The sequence below is a fragment of the Pseudomonas sp. UV AK001 genome, from assembly GCF_046097675.1.
Taxonomy (GTDB): domain Bacteria; phylum Pseudomonadota; class Gammaproteobacteria; order Pseudomonadales; family Pseudomonadaceae; genus Aquipseudomonas; species Aquipseudomonas kribbensis.
Map to the genome: position 1 here is coordinate 293,164 of NZ_JBJUVZ010000003.1, position 15,795 is coordinate 308,958.

At 61.2% G+C, this 15,795-nt stretch carries 14 protein-coding genes; 7 read left to right on the forward strand and 7 right to left on the reverse strand.

Annotated features, from left to right (window positions below; all coding sequences use genetic code 11):
- The first annotated feature begins 194 nt into the window (after positions 1-194).
- The 4 genes from ACKLNA_RS12325 to ACKLNA_RS12340 all read left to right on the forward strand — a co-directional run bounded on the left by ACKLNA_RS12325 (position 195) and on the right by ACKLNA_RS12340 (position 4,193).
- Positions 195-1,298 carry an ABC transporter substrate-binding protein gene (locus tag ACKLNA_RS12325; protein WP_085730221.1) on the forward strand — a complete coding sequence of 368 codons (1,104 nt, stop codon included), beginning with the start codon at positions 195-197 and terminating at the stop codon, positions 1,296-1,298.
- Positions 1,299-1,369: 71 nt separating this feature from the next.
- Complete coding sequence (locus tag ACKLNA_RS12330) at positions 1,370-2,278, forward strand: ABC transporter permease (RefSeq protein ID WP_007960163.1); 909 nt, start codon at positions 1,370-1,372, stop codon at positions 2,276-2,278.
- Positions 2,275-3,123 (forward strand): ABC transporter permease, encoded by an 849-nt coding sequence (locus ACKLNA_RS12335; RefSeq protein WP_408986014.1) that lies wholly within the window; start codon positions 2,275-2,277, stop codon positions 3,121-3,123. The genes ACKLNA_RS12330 and ACKLNA_RS12335 overlap by 4 nt, the downstream gene beginning before the upstream one ends.
- A gap of 14 nt (positions 3,124-3,137) precedes the next feature.
- Positions 3,138-4,193: an ABC transporter ATP-binding protein gene (locus ACKLNA_RS12340; protein ID WP_108563115.1), complete on the forward strand. Its 1,056-nt coding sequence runs from the start codon at positions 3,138-3,140 to the stop codon at positions 4,191-4,193.
- On the opposite strand, the gene ACKLNA_RS12345 is transcribed toward ACKLNA_RS12340, so the two are convergent.
- Entirely contained in the window at positions 4,194-5,135 is a 942-nt protein-coding gene (locus ACKLNA_RS12345; RefSeq protein ID WP_192552275.1) for an AraC family transcriptional regulator, read from the reverse strand.
- Between the two features lie 335 nt (positions 5,136-5,470).
- Between ACKLNA_RS12345 and ACKLNA_RS12350 the strand changes: the two genes are divergently transcribed.
- Together ACKLNA_RS12350 and ACKLNA_RS12355 are read left to right on the forward strand one after the other, a co-directional pair.
- Positions 5,471-5,824 carry a putative quinol monooxygenase gene (locus ACKLNA_RS12350; RefSeq protein WP_085709576.1) on the forward strand — a complete coding sequence of 118 codons (354 nt, stop codon included), beginning with the start codon at positions 5,471-5,473 and terminating at the stop codon, positions 5,822-5,824.
- A gap of 43 nt (positions 5,825-5,867) precedes the next feature.
- Complete coding sequence (locus tag ACKLNA_RS12355) at positions 5,868-6,110, forward strand: hypothetical protein (protein ID WP_065258578.1); 243 nt, start codon at positions 5,868-5,870, stop codon at positions 6,108-6,110.
- Positions 6,111-6,116: 6 nt separating this feature from the next.
- On the opposite strand, the gene ACKLNA_RS12360 is transcribed toward ACKLNA_RS12355, so the two are convergent.
- On the reverse strand, positions 6,117-6,746 hold the full coding sequence (locus ACKLNA_RS12360) for a flavin reductase family protein (RefSeq protein WP_085709577.1): 630 nt from the start codon (positions 6,744-6,746) through the stop codon (positions 6,117-6,119).
- 128 nt (positions 6,747-6,874) lie between these two features.
- A complete protein-coding gene (locus tag ACKLNA_RS12365) occupies positions 6,875-7,150 on the reverse strand; it encodes a hypothetical protein (protein WP_408986015.1) in 276 nt (91 codons plus the stop codon).
- A gap of 347 nt (positions 7,151-7,497) precedes the next feature.
- Here ACKLNA_RS12365 and ACKLNA_RS12370 point away from each other — a divergent pair, with 347 nt between their 5' ends.
- Positions 7,498-8,256: a hypothetical protein gene (locus ACKLNA_RS12370; protein WP_119427823.1), complete on the forward strand. Its 759-nt coding sequence runs from the start codon at positions 7,498-7,500 to the stop codon at positions 8,254-8,256.
- A gap of 62 nt (positions 8,257-8,318) precedes the next feature.
- Here ACKLNA_RS12370 and ACKLNA_RS12375 read toward each other — a convergent pair whose 3' ends face one another.
- The 4 genes from ACKLNA_RS12375 to ACKLNA_RS12390 form a co-directional block, all read right to left on the reverse strand.
- Complete coding sequence (locus tag ACKLNA_RS12375; protein ID WP_248742584.1) at positions 8,319-9,638, reverse strand: MFS transporter; 1,320 nt, start codon at positions 9,636-9,638, stop codon at positions 8,319-8,321.
- Positions 9,639-9,803: 165 nt separating this feature from the next.
- Complete coding sequence (locus ACKLNA_RS12380) at positions 9,804-11,132, reverse strand: sigma-54-dependent transcriptional regulator (protein WP_408986016.1); 1,329 nt, start codon at positions 11,130-11,132, stop codon at positions 9,804-9,806.
- Positions 11,132-12,892: an ATP-binding protein gene (locus tag ACKLNA_RS12385; protein WP_408986125.1), complete on the reverse strand. Its 1,761-nt coding sequence runs from the start codon at positions 12,890-12,892 to the stop codon at positions 11,132-11,134. Before ACKLNA_RS12385 ends, ACKLNA_RS12380 begins: the two co-directional genes overlap by 1 nt.
- Positions 12,893-12,968: 76 nt before the next feature.
- The gene (locus ACKLNA_RS12390) at positions 12,969-15,794 is read right to left on the reverse strand and encodes an RHS repeat domain-containing protein (protein WP_408986017.1); all 2,826 of its coding nucleotides are present in this window, start codon (positions 15,792-15,794) and stop codon (positions 12,969-12,971) included.
- Position 15,795: the final 1 nt, after the last annotated feature.

Sequence of the window (15,795 nt, forward strand, 5' to 3'; positions counted from 1 at the left end):
TGCCTCGCAACGAGGCATGCGCCGGCGTCATGGCTCCAATGAGTTTTTATCGATAGTCAGGTGTTTTGCACGACCTCAGGATGAACCCGCTGATCACGTTCAAGCCCTTTTAAACCGGGGGCTTGAGCGGTTCCGATCACGCACGGCAAGGGTTGCGGTCAATCTCATACTTACAAGAATAATGGGAGTCCCAAATGGGCGAGCACGATCTGAACAGGCGTCAATTCATCAAAACCGTCGGCGTGGCCTCGGTGGCTGCGGCGGCCATGAGCATGCCCTTCATCCGGGCCAGCGCCAGCGACACCCGCTTTGCCGGCAAGACCCTGCGCCTGCTGACCTGGTCCGATGACACTGGGCTGGCCGCACTGCGCAACATCGCTGCAACGTTCGAAGCCAAGACCGGCGCCAAAGTGATTGCCGACCGCACCGGCAGCACCTCGGAAATGGTCGCCAAACTCAAGGCCGGCGGTGACCGTCCGCAGTACGACATCATCACTCTGGCTGGGGTCGGCGCCGAAGGTCTGGCCGCTGCCGGACTGCTGGAAAAACCCGATCTCAACCGTATTCCCAACCTGATCGACGTCCCGGAAAAATACCGCACCGGGGCCAACGGTCACGGCATCGGTTACCTGTTGTGGTGCAACAGTCTGGTCTACAGCACCCGCACCCAGAAGGAGGCGCCGGACAGTTACGCCGCACTGTGGGACGCCGATCTGGCACCGAACATTTTCCTGCCGCCACCGAACTGGACCGAGGCGATGGACCTGATCATCATCGCCGCCAAACTGGCCGGTGGTGACGAGCACAACATCGAACCGGGCTTCAAGAAGCTCGCCGAACTCAAGGAACGCGTGGTGACCCTGGGCGAAAACCCCAACCAGATTGCCGAGCTGTTCCGCACCGGCTCCCTGGACATGGGCGGCCTCTACGCCCCGGCGTTTTTCCCCAAGCAGATCCGCGATCCGAACTACGGCCTCGGCGCCACGTTCGGCATGAAGGAAGGTTTCTACACCGACCTGATGCTCTCGGTGATGCCGAAGAACCGTCCGGGCGACACCGACCTGGCCTACGCCTTCATCGACCACTCCCTCGACCCGCTGGTGCAGGGCAAGATGGCCGAAGACATCTTCAACGGCCCGGTCAACGCCAAGGCGATCATCTCCGCCGAAGCGCGCAAGAGCCCGTTCATCCTCACGCCGGAGCAGATCGCGGAGAAGGCGATCATGCACGACAACGCCTTCCTGGCGACCGTGCATGACCAGTGGATTCGTCGCTACACGGAAATTTTTTCTTCCTGACGCCGACCTTCCGGGGCACCGCATGATCGGGGTGCCCGGGAGATTCGTTTTCCATTGACGAGATCATTGCTATGGAACATCAATCCCTGACCCAACCGGTCGGCGCGGGTGACGTGCGCCCGGCGCGCGGTGTTTCGCCGACTGCGCGTGCGTGGTTTTTCCTCACGCCGTCGATGCTGTTTCTCGGCGTGCTGATTGCCGCCAGCCTGCTGGTGCTGCGCATGAGCGTCGGCACCAAGGGGGCGGAGTGGTCCGGTTTCAGCCTGGCCAGTTACGCCCAGTTGCTCGAACCCTACTACCTCAAATCGTTGCTGCTGACCTTGCGTCTGGCGCTGATCAGCGCGGTGATCGCCGTGGTGCTGGCGATCCCGGTGGCCTACACCATGTCGCGCCTGACATCGCCATTTGTGCGGCGGATCTTTCTGGCGGCGGTGCTGTTGCCGTTGCTGGTCAACCTGTTGCTGCAAAGCTACGGCTGGCTGGTGATCCTCGGCCCCGGCGGCATGCTCAACCAGACCCTGATGGGCCTCGGTCTGATCAAGCGGCCGATCATGTTGCTGTACAACCAGAACGGCGTGTTGATGGGCCTGGTGCAGACTGCGTTTCCGTTGGCCGTGCTGCCGATTGCCAGCGCCATGCGCGGTGTCGCCCGCAGCTACGAAGAAGCTGCCGCGACCCTTGGCGCCAGTCGTTTTCAGGTGTTCCGTCAGGTGGTATTGCCGATGAGCCTGCCGGGGATCATCACCGGCGCGACGCTGGTATTCGCCTACAACGCCAGCAGCTTTGTGGTGCCGTTGCTGCTCGGTGGTCGGCGCGTACCGATGCTGGCGGTGATGGTGCATGACCAGATCGCCCCGCTGATGAACTGGCCCGCCGCGTCCGCTGCCGGGGTGGTGCTGATCGTCACCACCCTGGCGATCATGACCTTGTCCGAATACATCACCGGCCGCCGTCGCCGTCTGCTGGAGGCTTCGCAATGAGTGCCCTGATCAAGAAGCGTCAGTCGCTGTTGCCGGGCGATACCGGCAAGTTCGCCGGCATTCTTTCCGGGATCATTTTGTTCCTGGCGGTGTTGCCGATCCTGACGATGATCGTGATGTCGTTCAGCGGCGCGTCGAACCTCGACTTCCCGCCGAGCAGCTACAGCCTGCAGTGGTACAAGGCCGCGTGGCACACCTTCGTTTCGCCGGACGCCAGCGATGTGCTGAGCCTCGGCCAGGCCATGGGCACCAGTTTGCTGGTGTCGTGCCTGACGATGGTTTTCGCCACGCTGATCGCGGTGCCGGCGGCTTACGCGCTGACCCGTTGCGAGTTCCGTGGCAAGGGCTTGGCGCTGCAACTGATGTCGCTGCCGTTGGTGTTTCCGATGGTGGTGCTGGGGCTGGCCTTGCTGCTGGTGTTCGACAGTCTGCCGTTCCACATGACTACGTCGCGTCTGGTGATTGCCCACGTGATTCTGGCGCTCCCGTTCGTGGTGAAGAACTGTACGGCGGCCATGCTTTCCATCGGCAGTGAAGTCGAAGAGGCCGCGCAGATGCTTGGCGCGTCGCCATTGAGGGCCATCGTCGACGTGGTGGTGCCGTTGATGAAATCGGGGATTCTGGCGGGAATGCTGCTGGCGTTCATCGTCTCGTTCAACGAATTCACCGTGACCTATTTCCTCTACACCATCGACGTCATGACCGTGCCGATCTGGATGTACAGCCGCACCGTGTCATCGCTCGACCCTACCGTGTTCTCGTTTGCCGTGCTGATCGTGCTGATCGACTTCGTCCTGATCTGGGCGCTGGAGAAACTGGTGGGCGAGGGCGGCGTTTCCTTTTGATTGTGAGGTGCAACATGACTGGACTGATTCTGGAAAACGTCGAGAAACATTACGGCTCGGCCTGCGCGGTAAAAGACGTCAACCTGCATTTGCCCGAGGGCAAACTGGTGTGTTTCCTCGGCCCGTCGGGCTGCGGCAAGACCACGTTGCTGCGAATGATCGCCGGGCTGGAAACCCTCACCGGCGGCGAGATCCGCCTGGACGGCGAGGACATCGGCCACACCCCGGCGCACCTGCGCAACTTCGGCATGGTGTTCCAGTCGCTCGCGCTGTTCCCGCACATGACCGTGGGTGAGAACATCGCCTATCCGCTGAAACTGCGGGGCGTGAGCAAGGCCGATCAACAGGCGCGGGTCGTTGAGTTGCTGGAACTGATCCAGCTGCAACCGATGATCGACCGTCCGGTGGCGAAACTCTCCGGCGGCCAGCGTCAGCGGGTGGCGATTGCCCGGGCGATTGCCTCGCACCCGAAAATCCTTCTGCTCGATGAACCGTTGTCGGCGCTGGACGCCAAGTTGCGTGAGTCGATGCAGGTGGAAATCCGCCAACTGCAACAACGCCTGAACATCACCACCATCATGGTCACCCACGATCAGCGCGAGGCCATGACCATGGCCGATATCGTGGTGGTGCTGGGCGAGCATCGGGTGCAGCAGGTGGGCACGCCGATTGAAATCTATCGGCACCCGGCCAACGAATTCGTGGCGGACTTCATCGGCTCCGGCAACATCTTCCCGGCCACCGCGCTGGGCGATGGCAAGGTCGTGCTGCCGGGCGGTGATGCCCTGCAAGTGCCGATCTGCAGCAGCATCGTGGTCGGGCAGAAAGTGAAAATGCTGATCCGCCCCGAAGACCTGCAACTGTCGGCGCCCCAGGCCACGGCGGGCAATCGCCTGCTGGGCAAGGTGACGTTCGTGCGCGATATCGGCGCGACCATCGAGACCACGGTGGAGTGTTCCGGGGTGACCTTCACGGCGCTGAGCACGCCGTGTCAGGGCATCGGGCTGGGGATCGGGCATCCGGTTTCGGTGACGTTGCCGAGTGAGGCGTGTCGGGTACTCGGCGCCTGATCAGACACTCAGCCGAAGGCGCGCCAGATCCCTTAGTGGCGGCGCGCCGAACAACCGACTGTACTCACGACTGAACTGCGAAGGGCTTTCATACCCCACCCGATACCCCGCCGCCGAAGCTTCCAACCCTTCAGCCAGCATCAAACGCCGCGCCTCCTGCAGGCGCAGCTGCTTCTGATACTGCAACGGACTCATCGCCGTCATCGCCTTGAAGCGGTGATGCAAAGTCGAAACGCTGAGGTTCACTTCCTTCGCCAGGTCATCGATGCGCAACGGCTGTTCGAAGTTGCCGTTGAGCCATTTGATTGCCTGGCTGATGCGGTGGCTCTGGCTGTTGGCGATGGCGATTTCGTACAGCCGATGGCCCTGCGGGCTGCGCAGCAGGCGATAGAGAATTTCCCGGCGGATCAGCGGCGCGAGCATGGCGATGTCTTTCGGTGTGTCGAGCAGACGGGCCAGGCGCAGCACCGCATCGAGCATCGCGCTGTCGATCCTTTCCACATACAGTCCGCGCCCGGTCGGCCGGGTCGGCACGCCCATGGGGCCGGCGTCGGCGATCAGCGCGGTGATTTCCGCAGGGTCGATATCCAGGCGCACGGCGAGAATCGGTTCCAGAGGCGAGACATTCACCACCCGACCGCTCAACGGCATCGAGACCGACACCACCAGGTAATTCAGTGGATCGTAATTGAAGTACTCGTCCGCCAGCCGCACCTCCTTGCGACCCTGGGCCATGATGCACAGCGCCGGTTGCGCGAGCACCGGGGCGAAATCGTGGGATTTGGTGTGGCGCGACATGAACAGCGAGCCGACGGCGGTGGCATAACTGCCATCTTCGGAGGTGTTGCGACGAATGATCGCCGCCAGTTCCTCGCGCTGCTTTTCCATGTCGGCTTCCATGTCGGCATCGCGCGGCGCCTGAAAACGATCGAATGACGTCATGCACAGCCTCCTCGGCAAGGGATGGAATGGGAGCAGAGCATAAGTTTGTGCAAGCGCAAGCGGTAGACACATCCTGCGAAATGCTTGCCTGATCCTGCATGGCGTTGTGTGCCTGCCCAGACATGACAGGGCGCATCCCGGCAAACTTGCTCGAAACCGGTATGACAGGACGGTGACAGCCATTCACGATCTGTTACAGGTCTGAAAGACAGTCTCGCAGGATTGTGCAACGCGGCGGCAGGAATCGACTAACGGCGAGCATTGCCCGGCCCTTAACCTTGGATCCTGTCGCAGCCCGTCCCCGGCTGCCACGCGACTCCCTGGGAGGGTTGAACATGTCCAAGCAGATTCCCGTCAGTCATATGGCCTTCGTTCGAGCGCGCGCCGGGCGCTCGGCGGAACTCGGCATGCGCCTGAGCGCGCTGATCGAACCGTCCCGCGCCGCCGCCGGTTGCCTGAGCTTTTCCTTGCAGCATTCGCAGTGTGATCCGGAGCTGTGGCTGGTTTCCGGTTTCTGGAACAACCAGCAATCGATGACCGCTTATTTCAGCAGCCCGTCGATGGAGGTTTTTGCCGAGCTGGTGCAGGACCTGGTGGTCAACAGCCTGGATTTCCACACGTTTAAAGACGTGTCGGCAGCGCAGGCGCTGGGTCAGAGTTGCGCGCCGATACACAAACTCGCCGGTTGAGGGTTTAATGGCCGGCCTATCTGACTGAGCCAGGACCTGCGACATGGCACGTAAAGAGTTCGAACACTTCGAAGCGGTTTCCGCTGTAGTCCCCGTCGAATTGGGCAGCAACAAGGGTTATTTCGCGGCAATCGCGGTCAAGGCCCTGGTGGACGGCGGTGCGCCACGCTTTCACAAACTGTTGAATGACCAGGTCTTCCCTGGTGCCATTGCCGCCGATGAAGCGGCCATCAACGAGCTGGACAAGCTCAAGGGCGTCACTGATGACGCCGAGCTGATCTGGTAACTCCGTTTACTTGACGGCGCCCGGGCGCCACATCTTGAACAATGCCTCCGGCCCCAGCTGGAAGTAGTCCGCCGGCCCGCCGCCGCGCAGAATCGGTTCTGCGGCGGCGGTGTCGTAGATCCCGTCCTTCAACAGCCATTTGGCAATGTGCACGGCGACCACTTCGCCGAGCACCAGCCAGCTCGGCACCGTCTCGCCGTCGGCGCGCTGCAACTGAATGATCTGCGTGACCTTGCACTCGAAGGACACCGGGCTTTCGGCCACGCGCGGCACGGCGATCACCTTCGACGCCACCGGCGTCAGTCCCGCCAGTTCGAACTCGTTGACCTCGGGCGCGACGGCTGCGCAACTCTGGTTCATCTGCTCGGCCAGCGGGCGGGTCGCGAGGTTCCAGACGAACTCGCCGGTCTGCTCGATGTTGTTCAGGCTGTCTTTGCGCCCGACGCTGGAGAACCCGATGATCGGCGGAATGTAGTTGAACGCGTTGAAAAAGCTGTAGGGCGCCAGATTCAACCGGCCCTCGGCATCCTGCGAAGAAATCCAGCCGATGGGACGCGGACCGACGATCGCGTTGAAAGGATCGTGGGGCAGACCGTGGCCGTTGGCCGGTTCGTAGAAATGGATGTCATCGGGCATGGCGGGGTGTTCCTGAAGGCTTTTATAAGCGGCCAATAGTGCAAGTCCGGTCCGCGAAGATCAAATGCCGACCTTTGGAAATGAACAAGCCCGGCAATGGCCGGGCTTTGGTGTCTGCATTCTGCCGATCAACTGATGGCAGCAGCGGTGCCGGTCTTGTCGAAACCGTCAGCCGCGATGGCTGCGGCAGTACCGGTCTTGTCGAAGCCATCGGCAGCAACGGCTTTGCCGACGTTGGTTTTATCGAAACCATCGGCAGCGTAGGTGCCCGAGTGGCTGGTTTCGATGGCGGCGCTGGCGCCGTTGATGAAATCGGCGGATTTGGTTTTGTCCGAGCCATCGGCGGCGAAGGTGTTGGCAGCCAGTACGGACAGGGTCAGGGCGAGGATCAGTTTGGTTTTCATGGTCGTTCTCCAGATTCGATATTCGTTGGCGGTGTGTCTTGCATGGGGTTCATGCTACGCCAACTTAATTGATTAAAAAGCGCAAAATAATGCTAAAAACAATCGATTAACTTGATATTAAGGGCGACGCATTCAATTCGTCTCGTCGTGGGAGCGAGCGACGCGCAGTCAATCGATCAGGTAAGTGCAGGATGCGGCAGGGGCATTAACCGGTGATTAATCGCCGCTTTTGGCGTGTGTGACAGATTTTTCATACATTCCCGACCGGTTTTTCACCCTCGTAACGCCAGTCTGCCGGCGGCCAGAAAACCAAGAACCGGCCGTCACACACTGGAGCTTTACCTGCAATGAACAAACTGCCTCAAATCACCCTGGCCTTCTGGGTCATGAAAATCTGCGCGACGACCCTGGGGGAAACCGCGGGGGATTTGCTGTCGATGACCCTCAACGTCGGCTACGCCATGAGCTCGCTGATCCTGATCAGCGTGTTCGTCCTGACGCTGGTCACGCAACTGATGTCCAAGACCTACAAGCCGCTGCTGTACTGGATCGTGATCCTGTCGACCAGCACCGCCGGCACCACCATGTCCGACTTCATGGACCGCACGCTGGAGCTGGGCTACGCCACAGGTTCCATGATCCTGATCGCGATCCTGCTGGCGATCTTCGCGGCGTGGCGCCTGAGCGGCGACTCGCTCAACGTCACCAAGGTGCAGAGCTTTCGCGGCGAGATGTTCTACTGGATGGCGATCCTGTTCTCCAACACCCTGGGCACCGCGCTCGGCGATTACCTGGCGGACGACTCGGGTCTGGGCTTTGCCGGTGGCGCGCTGCTGATCGGCTCGGCGATTGCCGTGGTGGTACTGCTCAAGTACTTCACGAAGATTTCGTCGGTGGCGCTGTTCTGGGTGGCGTTCGTGCTGACCCGGCCGTTTGGCGCGACCCTGGGTGATTTGATGACCAAGTCCCATGAGAAGGGCGGACTGGACTTTGGCACCATCGGATCGTCGGCAGTGCTGGCGGGGATTCTGCTGGTGATGATCGTGGGCGCGTCTTATGCGCAGAAGCGCTATGGCGGCAAACAGGGCGTTGCCGAGTTGTCCTGATCGTGAAATCGGACAGGTAAGAAACGCGCGAAGGTCTTGCACCTCGCGCGTTTTTTTTGCGATCAGTCAGTGACGATGCGCGAATGTTTCTGGGTGTCTTTCATGGTGATGTACACCAGCAGAGACACCGCGATGCACGCGGTCACGTACCAGTAGTAACCGGTTTCCATGCCGATGCTCTTGAACCACAGCGCGATGTATTCGGCGGTGCCGCCGAAGATCGACACGGTCAGTGCGTACGGCAGGCCGACGCCCAGGGCGCGGATTTCGGTCGGGAACAGCTCGGCCTTCACCACGGCGTTGATCGAGGTGTAGCCGCTGACGATGATCAGCGCCGCCATGATCAGGAAGAACGCACCCCACCAGGTCTGGATGGTGTGCAGGGTCATCAGGATCGGCACGGTGAAGATCGTCCCGAGCACGCCGAAGGCAATCAGGATCGGGCGACGGCCGATCTTGTCGGACAGGCCGCCGATGATCGGTTGCAGGCACATGAACAGGAACAGCGTGGCGGCGGAAATGGTGGTGGAGTCGGAGATGCTCATGCCGACGGTGTTCACCAGGTATTTCTGCATGTAGGTGGTGTAGGTGTAGAACGCCAGCGTACCGCCCATGGTCAGGCCGACCACGGTGAGCAATTCCTTCGGATGGCGCAGCAAGGTGCGCATGGCGCTTTCCTTGGACTTCTCTTTCTTGGTGAACGACTCGGTTTCTTCCATGCCGCGACGCAGGTACAGCGCGACGATTGCGCACAGCGCGCCGATGGCGAACGGAATACGCCAGCCCCACGCGTACAGTTGCTCGGTGGTGAGCATCTGCTGCAGCACGATCAACACGCCCAACGCGATGAGCTGGCCGGAGATCAGGGTCACGTACTGGAAGCTGGAGAAGAAGCCGCGACGTTCCTTGGTCGCCATCTCTGACAGGTAAGTGGCGGAGGTGCCGTACTCGCCGCCGACCGACAGGCCTTGCAGCAGACGGGCGAAGACCAGCAGGATCGGCGCGCCGATGCCGATGGTTTCGTAGTTCGGGCTCAGGGCGATCAGCAGGGAGCCGAAGCACATCAGGTACACCGAGGCCATCAGTGCCTTTTTACGGCCGACCTTGTCGGCGTACAGGCCCATCAGCCAGCCACCGATCGGACGCATCAGAAAGCCCACGGCGAAGATCGCGGCGGTGTTCATCAATTGGGCGGTAGTGGAACCGGCGGGGAAGAAAGTCTTGGCGAAGTACAGCGAGAAGGCGGCATAGACGTACCAGTCGTACCACTCGACCATGTTGCCGACGGAACCGCTGAAGATCGACTTGATGCGACTGGCGGTGGTTCGTTCTTTGGCGGGCACGGCAGCCGACCCAAGAGGCAGGGCGTTGGAGTTATCCATTGAAGGATCCTTCGTTTAATTGTTTTTGTGGAGCGCGTTGAAACGCAGCCTGCGGGGGCTATAGCAGGAGCTGTGCCAACGGGGAGAGGGCCGGTTTAGAGGGGGGAGGGGGAGTTGCTGAGCGGGTTTTTGCCGATGAGCTGGAATGAATGAGCGGATTTCCGCTCATTCAGGTACGAACATTTCCCGGGTCAGCCCATGCCGCTGCATCTTTTCATTAAACGTGCGCCTCGGCAGTTGTAGTTCCTCAAGCACCGCTTTCACATCACCCTTGTGCCGGGTCAACGCTGCCCGCAAACACTGCGCTTCAAACGCTTCTTGCTGCGCCGCCAGCGACTGCCCCGGATCGATATCCTGCACCGGTTCATCCAGCCCCAGCACCTGCCGCTCGGCAACGTTCGCCAGTTCCCGCACATTACCCGGCCAGTCATGACTCAGCAGATGGCTCAACTGCGCGCCACTGAGCGGCGGGAAAGTCCGGCCCAAGCGCTGGGCGGCGCTCTGGGCGAACGATTCGAACAACAACGGAATGTCTTCGCGACGATCCCGCAACGGCGGCAGTCGCAATTCGGCGACGTTCAGGCGATACGCCAGGTCCTCGCGAAACCGTCCGGCCCGGGCTTCGTCCAGCAAATCGGGTTTGGTCGCCGCGACGATGCGCAAGTCCACGCGAATGCTCTGGTTCGACCCCAGCCGCTCGAGCTTTTGCTCCTGCAACACCCGCAGCAGTTTCACCTGCTGGGCCAGCGGCATGCTTTCGATTTCATCGAGGAACAGCGTGCCGCCGTCGGCGTATTCCAGCTTGCCGATGCGCTTGCCCGACGCCCCGGTGAACGCGCCGCTCTCATGGCCGAACAACTCGGCCTCGAACAACTGCTCGGGGATCGCCGCGCAGTTCAGCGCCACGAAGGGTTTCTCGGCGCGGGGGCCGAAGTCGTGCAGGCAGCGGGCGACCAGCTCCTTGCCGCTGCCGGTCTCGCCACGGATGAGCACGTTGACCGGCAGCGTCGCCAGATCCAGCACCTGCCGGCGCAAGGTCTGCAAACCACGGGACACACCGAGCAGCGTGGCATCGAGTTTCGCGCGATTGTCGGCCTGCTCGTGCAGGGCGCGGTTTTCCAGCACCAGCCGACGCTTGTCCAGCGCCCGGCGCAGGCTGCCGAGCAGGGTCTCGGGGCTGAAGGGTTTTTCCAGAAAGTCGTAGGCGCCGTCGCGCATCGCTTCGACCGCCATCGGCACATCGCCGTGGCCGGTGAGCAGAATCACCGGCAGGTCGGCATCCCGGCGCTGCACCTCGGCCAACAGCTCAAGACCGCTGAGGCCGGGCATGCGCACATCGCTGAGAATCACCCCGGCAAAATGCTTCGGCAGCGCCGCCAGGCAGTCCTCGGCGCGGCTGAACAGCTGCACCTCGAACCCGGACAGGCTCAGCCACTGTTCGACCGCATTGCGAATGCTGCTTTCGTCATCGACCACCATCACCGCATTGAGCATCAGATGTGCGCCTCCAGATCGATTGGCAGGGTCAGGCTGAACACCGCACCGTTGTCGCCGTTCTCGGCGCTCAGGCGCCCGCCGGATTCGTGGACGATGGCAAACGATACCGCCAGCCCCAGACCGAGGCCGTCACCCACCGGTTTAGTGGTGAAGAACGGATCGAATACCTGGCCCAGATGTTCTTCGGCGATGCCGCCGCCATTGTCGATGACGCTCAGGCGCCACAGTTGCTCGTCGGCTTCCAGGCGGATCTCCAGACGCTTGCACGGTTTGCCATGCATCGCATCGAGGGCGTTGCGCAGCAGGTTGATCAACACCTGTTCGAGACGGATCGCATCGCCGCGCACCCAGGCCGGGCGGGTCAGGTGCAGCACCAGACTGACCTGTTCGTCGCGCAGTCTCGCGTCCAGCAATTGCAGGGCCTGATCGACCACCGTCGACAGGTCCAGCCGCTCGCGCAAACCGCTGGGGCTCTTGCGGGCGAAGGTTTTCAAATGACCGGTGAGGGCCGCCATGCGCGTGAGCATTTCATCCACCGGTTTGAGTGCCTTGTAGGCGTCATCGACCCGGCCGTGATCGAGCAGCAGCCTCAGAGTTGCAAGCTGCATACGCTGGGCAGTCAGCGGCTGATTGATTTCGTGGGCCAGCGCGGCGGACATCTGCCCGAGGGCCGCCAGTTTTGCCGATTGCACCAGACCATCCTGGGCGGTACGCAAATCCCGAGTGCGTTCCTCGACCAGTTGTTCAAGTTCTTCGCGGCTGCGCTGGCGCATCTTGGCCAGACGCCAACGCTGGTTGAGGAACAGCAACAGGAACACCAGCGCCAGCCACACTCCGGCGGCGGCGAGCCCGGCATTGCGCTGGTCTTCGAAGGACAATTGCGGACGGCGCAGCAGGTGCAGGGTCCAGCCTTCGGCGGTCAGCGGCAGGGATTCCCACAGGTAATCCGCCGTGCCTTGCGGAGCCTCGACACGGCGCAGGTCGCTGTTGTCGTCGAAGCGGCGCAGTGACAGATGAGTCAGCGGCACCAGCGACTGCTTGTCGTATTGGCGAGTGGCCTTGATCTCTCGGTAATCGGCCGGGGTCAGCGGGTGCAGCAGGCGATAGCGCCACTCGGGCTGGTTGGCGATGAAGACGATGCCCCGGGCATCGCTGACCAGCAGGGTGTCGTTGCCGTGACTCCATTCGCGCTCAAGCTCCGGGAATTCGAGCTTGACCACCATCGCCCCGAGGAACTCGCCGTTGTCACCCAGCACGGCGCTGGACAGGAAATACCCGGGAATCCCGCTGGTCACCCCGACCGCGTAGAAACGCCCGGTGCCCTGGGTGCGGGTCTGACTGAAATAAGGGCGAAAGCCGTAGTTGTGGCCGACGTAACTGCTGGGCAAACGCCAGTTGCTGGCGGCCACCGCAAGGCCGGTGTGGTCGAGCAGTTCAAGGGTCGAGGACTGCGCGGCGCCGTTGATCTTTTCCAGCTTCAGATTCAGCGCCGCTTGTTGCTCGGCATTCACTGGCCCTGCCAGCGCCGCACGCAATTGCGGGTCCAGCGCCAGCACGGCGGGCAGGGCGCGGTAGCGGTCGATCAGGGTGTGCAGCGAGTTGGCGTACAGCGCCAGCTGTTGATTGGCCCGCGCGGCGTCCTCTTCCAATGCCTGACGCTCGGCGTGACGGATCGCAAGTGTCGCGGCGAGGGCGGCGCCAGCGAGGATCAGCAGGGTGTACAACGACAGACGCAAGGTACGGGAAGTCGGCAGCATGCTGGACAAGAAAAGTCAGGACGGGCGGGCACGATAACATGCGCCCGCCCGGGGCTCTCAATTCTTGTCGCGGCGCTCAGACAGCGCTGAACCGGGTTGACCGCGAATGCAGCATGGTGCGTGTATAGCGCAACTCGCTGATCACCCGGTTTGTTTCGTTTTGCAAGCTTTCAACGGTATCGCCGGCGTTGTCGCCAAAGTAACTGAAGGTGTGGATGGCATTGACCTGCGCGGTCGAGAATTCATTTTTCACTTGATCCATGTTCCTCTCGAGAGCCTCTATCAGTCCCACCAGATTGTTGTCGAGCTGCTCGATTTTCTTTGCAGACAATTCGGTACCGGCACCAATGACCTCGTGCACGATTTCTGGTACGCCCAACGCCGCACTGACCGTCGCGCTGGCGACGCTGGCCACTTCAGGCACCGTTTGTTTCAAAACCTGTCCGGTTACAAACCTTGTAATTTCCTTGCTGCCCTTATATGCGCTTTTCTGCGAAGTGAAGTTCATGTCGGCGAATTTCTGTTTAACGTAATCAAAGTAGTTGACGGATTTGTACTCGGCTTTGGCGATGATTTTCTCCGGGGACAACTTGCTTGCCTTCAATTTGACCGAGGCGCTTGCTCCCGTGCGCTCTGCGACATAATCCACGCCCAGACTGACCGCTTTTTTCGTAGCGATTGCCATTCCGACCGCAACCACCCCCCCGACTCCGGGGGCCGCAGCATTCAAGGCCTGGGCGCCGATACCGACAGCTACACCTGCGCCATACCCCACGGCTTGTCCGACTATGTGTACAGTCGTCCGTCGCGCTATCGCTAATGCGAACTCGGTACCTGAGCGGTGATTGAGTATTTGCTGTTGTGCTTCCCGAGCCCGGCGCATCGAGATTCCAAGGATATTGATGTGTCGGTTGACGCTGCCCGACAGCCGTTGTCTTGCGTTGTATAGAGAACGCTCGACCCTGTCCTGGGCCTTGCGCCGATCCCTTTCTTCGGTGGTTTCGTTCGAGGGAAGACTCAGCCAGGTCTGACCGTCGGTATCAATCCGTACCATTGGATTGTTTCCGACAAATGCGTACAGGTTCAGCCCATCCACATCCCCCGCCGGATCTGCACTGATCCAGCGTCCCAGCCAGTCGGCGTAGTAGCGGGCACCGTAGTAATACATGCGTGTGACATCCATTTCCTTGCCCGAGTAACGGATGAACCGGTAATCCACTTCGATCAGTGCACGCGCCGCCATCCATGCCGTGGCACCGAACGGCAGATAGCCTTCGTGGCTGATCAACTGCGCCTGCTGATCCAGCTCCAGCGAGACCGATCCCAGATGATCGCTATGGGAGTAGCGCAGTTGATCGGCATCGATGCCTGGCGGTTTTCCGGCTTTCCAGTGCAGGCAAATGGCGTTGTCACTGGCCAGCGGCAGGGTGATCAAGTGCAGTTCTTCGCCATTGTCTTTGTTGCGGATTTCCAGCCCCGGCAGATAACGCACCTCATGGAAATGGCTGACTTTTGTCGTGTGGCTGTCGTGGCGCTTGTAGACCCGCTCGCCCTGGCTGTAGCGGTAATGCTCTTCGTCGTTGGCACTGCTGCCGTTGCGATCGATTAGGGTGACCTTGTCCAGCTCGCCACGACTGTTCCACGTCATCGGCACGCCGGGTTGCAGCGCCAGCAGATGGCCGGCTGGGTCGAACAGGCGGGTGAAATCCGGCGGCGGGTCACCGGGTTTCCAGCGCACGCCACGGTTACTGGCGGGATCGATGAATACCTCGAACGTGTGACTGGTGCCCTCGCGGACATGGGTGGTTTTGACGAGGTTGTCGCCGTGGTCGTACTCGTAGTTCTCGATGTAATTGCGTCGGTCGGCGGGGTCGGTCGGCTGCGGCCGGCCGAGGTGATCCGAGGGCGGGGCGTCGGCATGGCCGGTGGCGTGGATCAACCTGTACAACGTGTCGTAACGAAACTCGCGGTGACCATCAACCCGCTGGTTGCGGAAATAGGTGGGCGTGCAGGCGTGATCGAGAATTCGGGTGATGTTGCCCGTCCGGTCGTATTCATACTCGAAATCCTGAAGCACCGGTCCCGAATCCGTCTGTACGCTGTGACGATCCAGGCGCCCGTCGGTGGCCCGATAGTGCCAGCGACTGATGACGCCATTGCCGGTCTGTTGTTCGATGATCTGTCCGGCGGAGTTGTACTGCGCATCCTGTAATACGGTTTGCCAGCGGGTCTGTCCGTTGAGTTGCAACTGCACCCGATTGAGCTGCCCGGCGATGTCATAAGTCGATTGCTGTCCGTGACCGCCGGCGTCGATCTTCTCCAGCACCACGCCGAGCGGGTTGCTGGTGCATCGGCTGGCAAAGGTTTTACCGTCATGGAAAGTACGGGTTTCATGTAACCCGGTGCCCGTCAGTCCGATACTGTGGAATGCGACGGTGCCGGATGGATCGCTCAGTTCGATCAATTGCCCGCGAAGATTACGGTCGAAGTCGTTTGTGGCGTCGGCGTAGGACCTCGTTTCAACGTCTGGAGTGCCGTTTTCTTCAAGGGTCAACAGGCGCAACTGGTCATCGTAGGTCATGATTCGATGATTACCGTTTGCGTCCCAGGAATGTCCGGGTGCCCCGGCCAGTCCAGGCAGGATGACGGTTGTACCGGCATCGACACTGACCGTCCTGAGCGCCTGACCATTGAGTGCGAAAAACGTGAGGACATTCGGTGTCGGCAGGCGCGGATCGCGTTGAGCCACCGGTCGTCCGGCCGCATCAAAGTCTTGGCGGGTGATGAGCAACTCTACGTCCCCATCCGCCACCCTGCGCAGGTATTCGACCTGTCGGACCTGGAGTGCACGGGGGTCGTGAACCTGCAAGGAGGGTGTGCGCCAATGCACGGATCGACTCATC

Coding starts and splice junctions, on each gene's coding strand:
- ACKLNA_RS12350 (WP_085709576.1), top strand. CDS start 5,471: ATGTCCAAGCAGATTCCCGTCAGTCATATGGCCTTCGTTCGAGCGCGC.
- ACKLNA_RS12375 (WP_248742584.1), bottom strand. CDS start 9,638: ATGGATAACTCCAACGCCCTGCCTCTTGGGTCGGCTGCCGTGCCCGCC.
- ACKLNA_RS12370 (WP_119427823.1), top strand. CDS start 7,498: ATGAACAAACTGCCTCAAATCACCCTGGCCTTCTGGGTCATGAAAATC.
- ACKLNA_RS12385 (WP_408986125.1), bottom strand. CDS start 12,892: ATGCTGCCGACTTCCCGTACCTTGCGTCTGTCGTTGTACACCCTGCTG.
- ACKLNA_RS12340 (WP_108563115.1), top strand. CDS start 3,138: ATGACTGGACTGATTCTGGAAAACGTCGAGAAACATTACGGCTCGGCC.
- ACKLNA_RS12380 (WP_408986016.1), bottom strand. CDS start 11,132: ATGCTCAATGCGGTGATGGTGGTCGATGACGAAAGCAGCATTCGCAAT.
- ACKLNA_RS12325 (WP_085730221.1), top strand. CDS start 195: ATGGGCGAGCACGATCTGAACAGGCGTCAATTCATCAAAACCGTCGGC.
- ACKLNA_RS12345 (WP_192552275.1), bottom strand. CDS start 5,135: ATGACGTCATTCGATCGTTTTCAGGCGCCGCGCGATGCCGACATGGAA.
- ACKLNA_RS12360 (WP_085709577.1), bottom strand. CDS start 6,746: ATGCCCGATGACATCCATTTCTACGAACCGGCCAACGGCCACGGTCTG.
- ACKLNA_RS12355 (WP_065258578.1), top strand. CDS start 5,868: ATGGCACGTAAAGAGTTCGAACACTTCGAAGCGGTTTCCGCTGTAGTC.
- ACKLNA_RS12330 (WP_007960163.1), top strand. CDS start 1,370: ATGGAACATCAATCCCTGACCCAACCGGTCGGCGCGGGTGACGTGCGC.
- ACKLNA_RS12335 (WP_408986014.1), top strand. CDS start 2,275: ATGAGTGCCCTGATCAAGAAGCGTCAGTCGCTGTTGCCGGGCGATACC.
- ACKLNA_RS12365 (WP_408986015.1), bottom strand. CDS start 7,150: ATGAAAACCAAACTGATCCTCGCCCTGACCCTGTCCGTACTGGCTGCC.
- ACKLNA_RS12390 (WP_408986017.1), bottom strand. CDS start 15,794: ATGAGTCGATCCGTGCATTGGCGCACACCCTCCTTGCAGGTTCACGAC.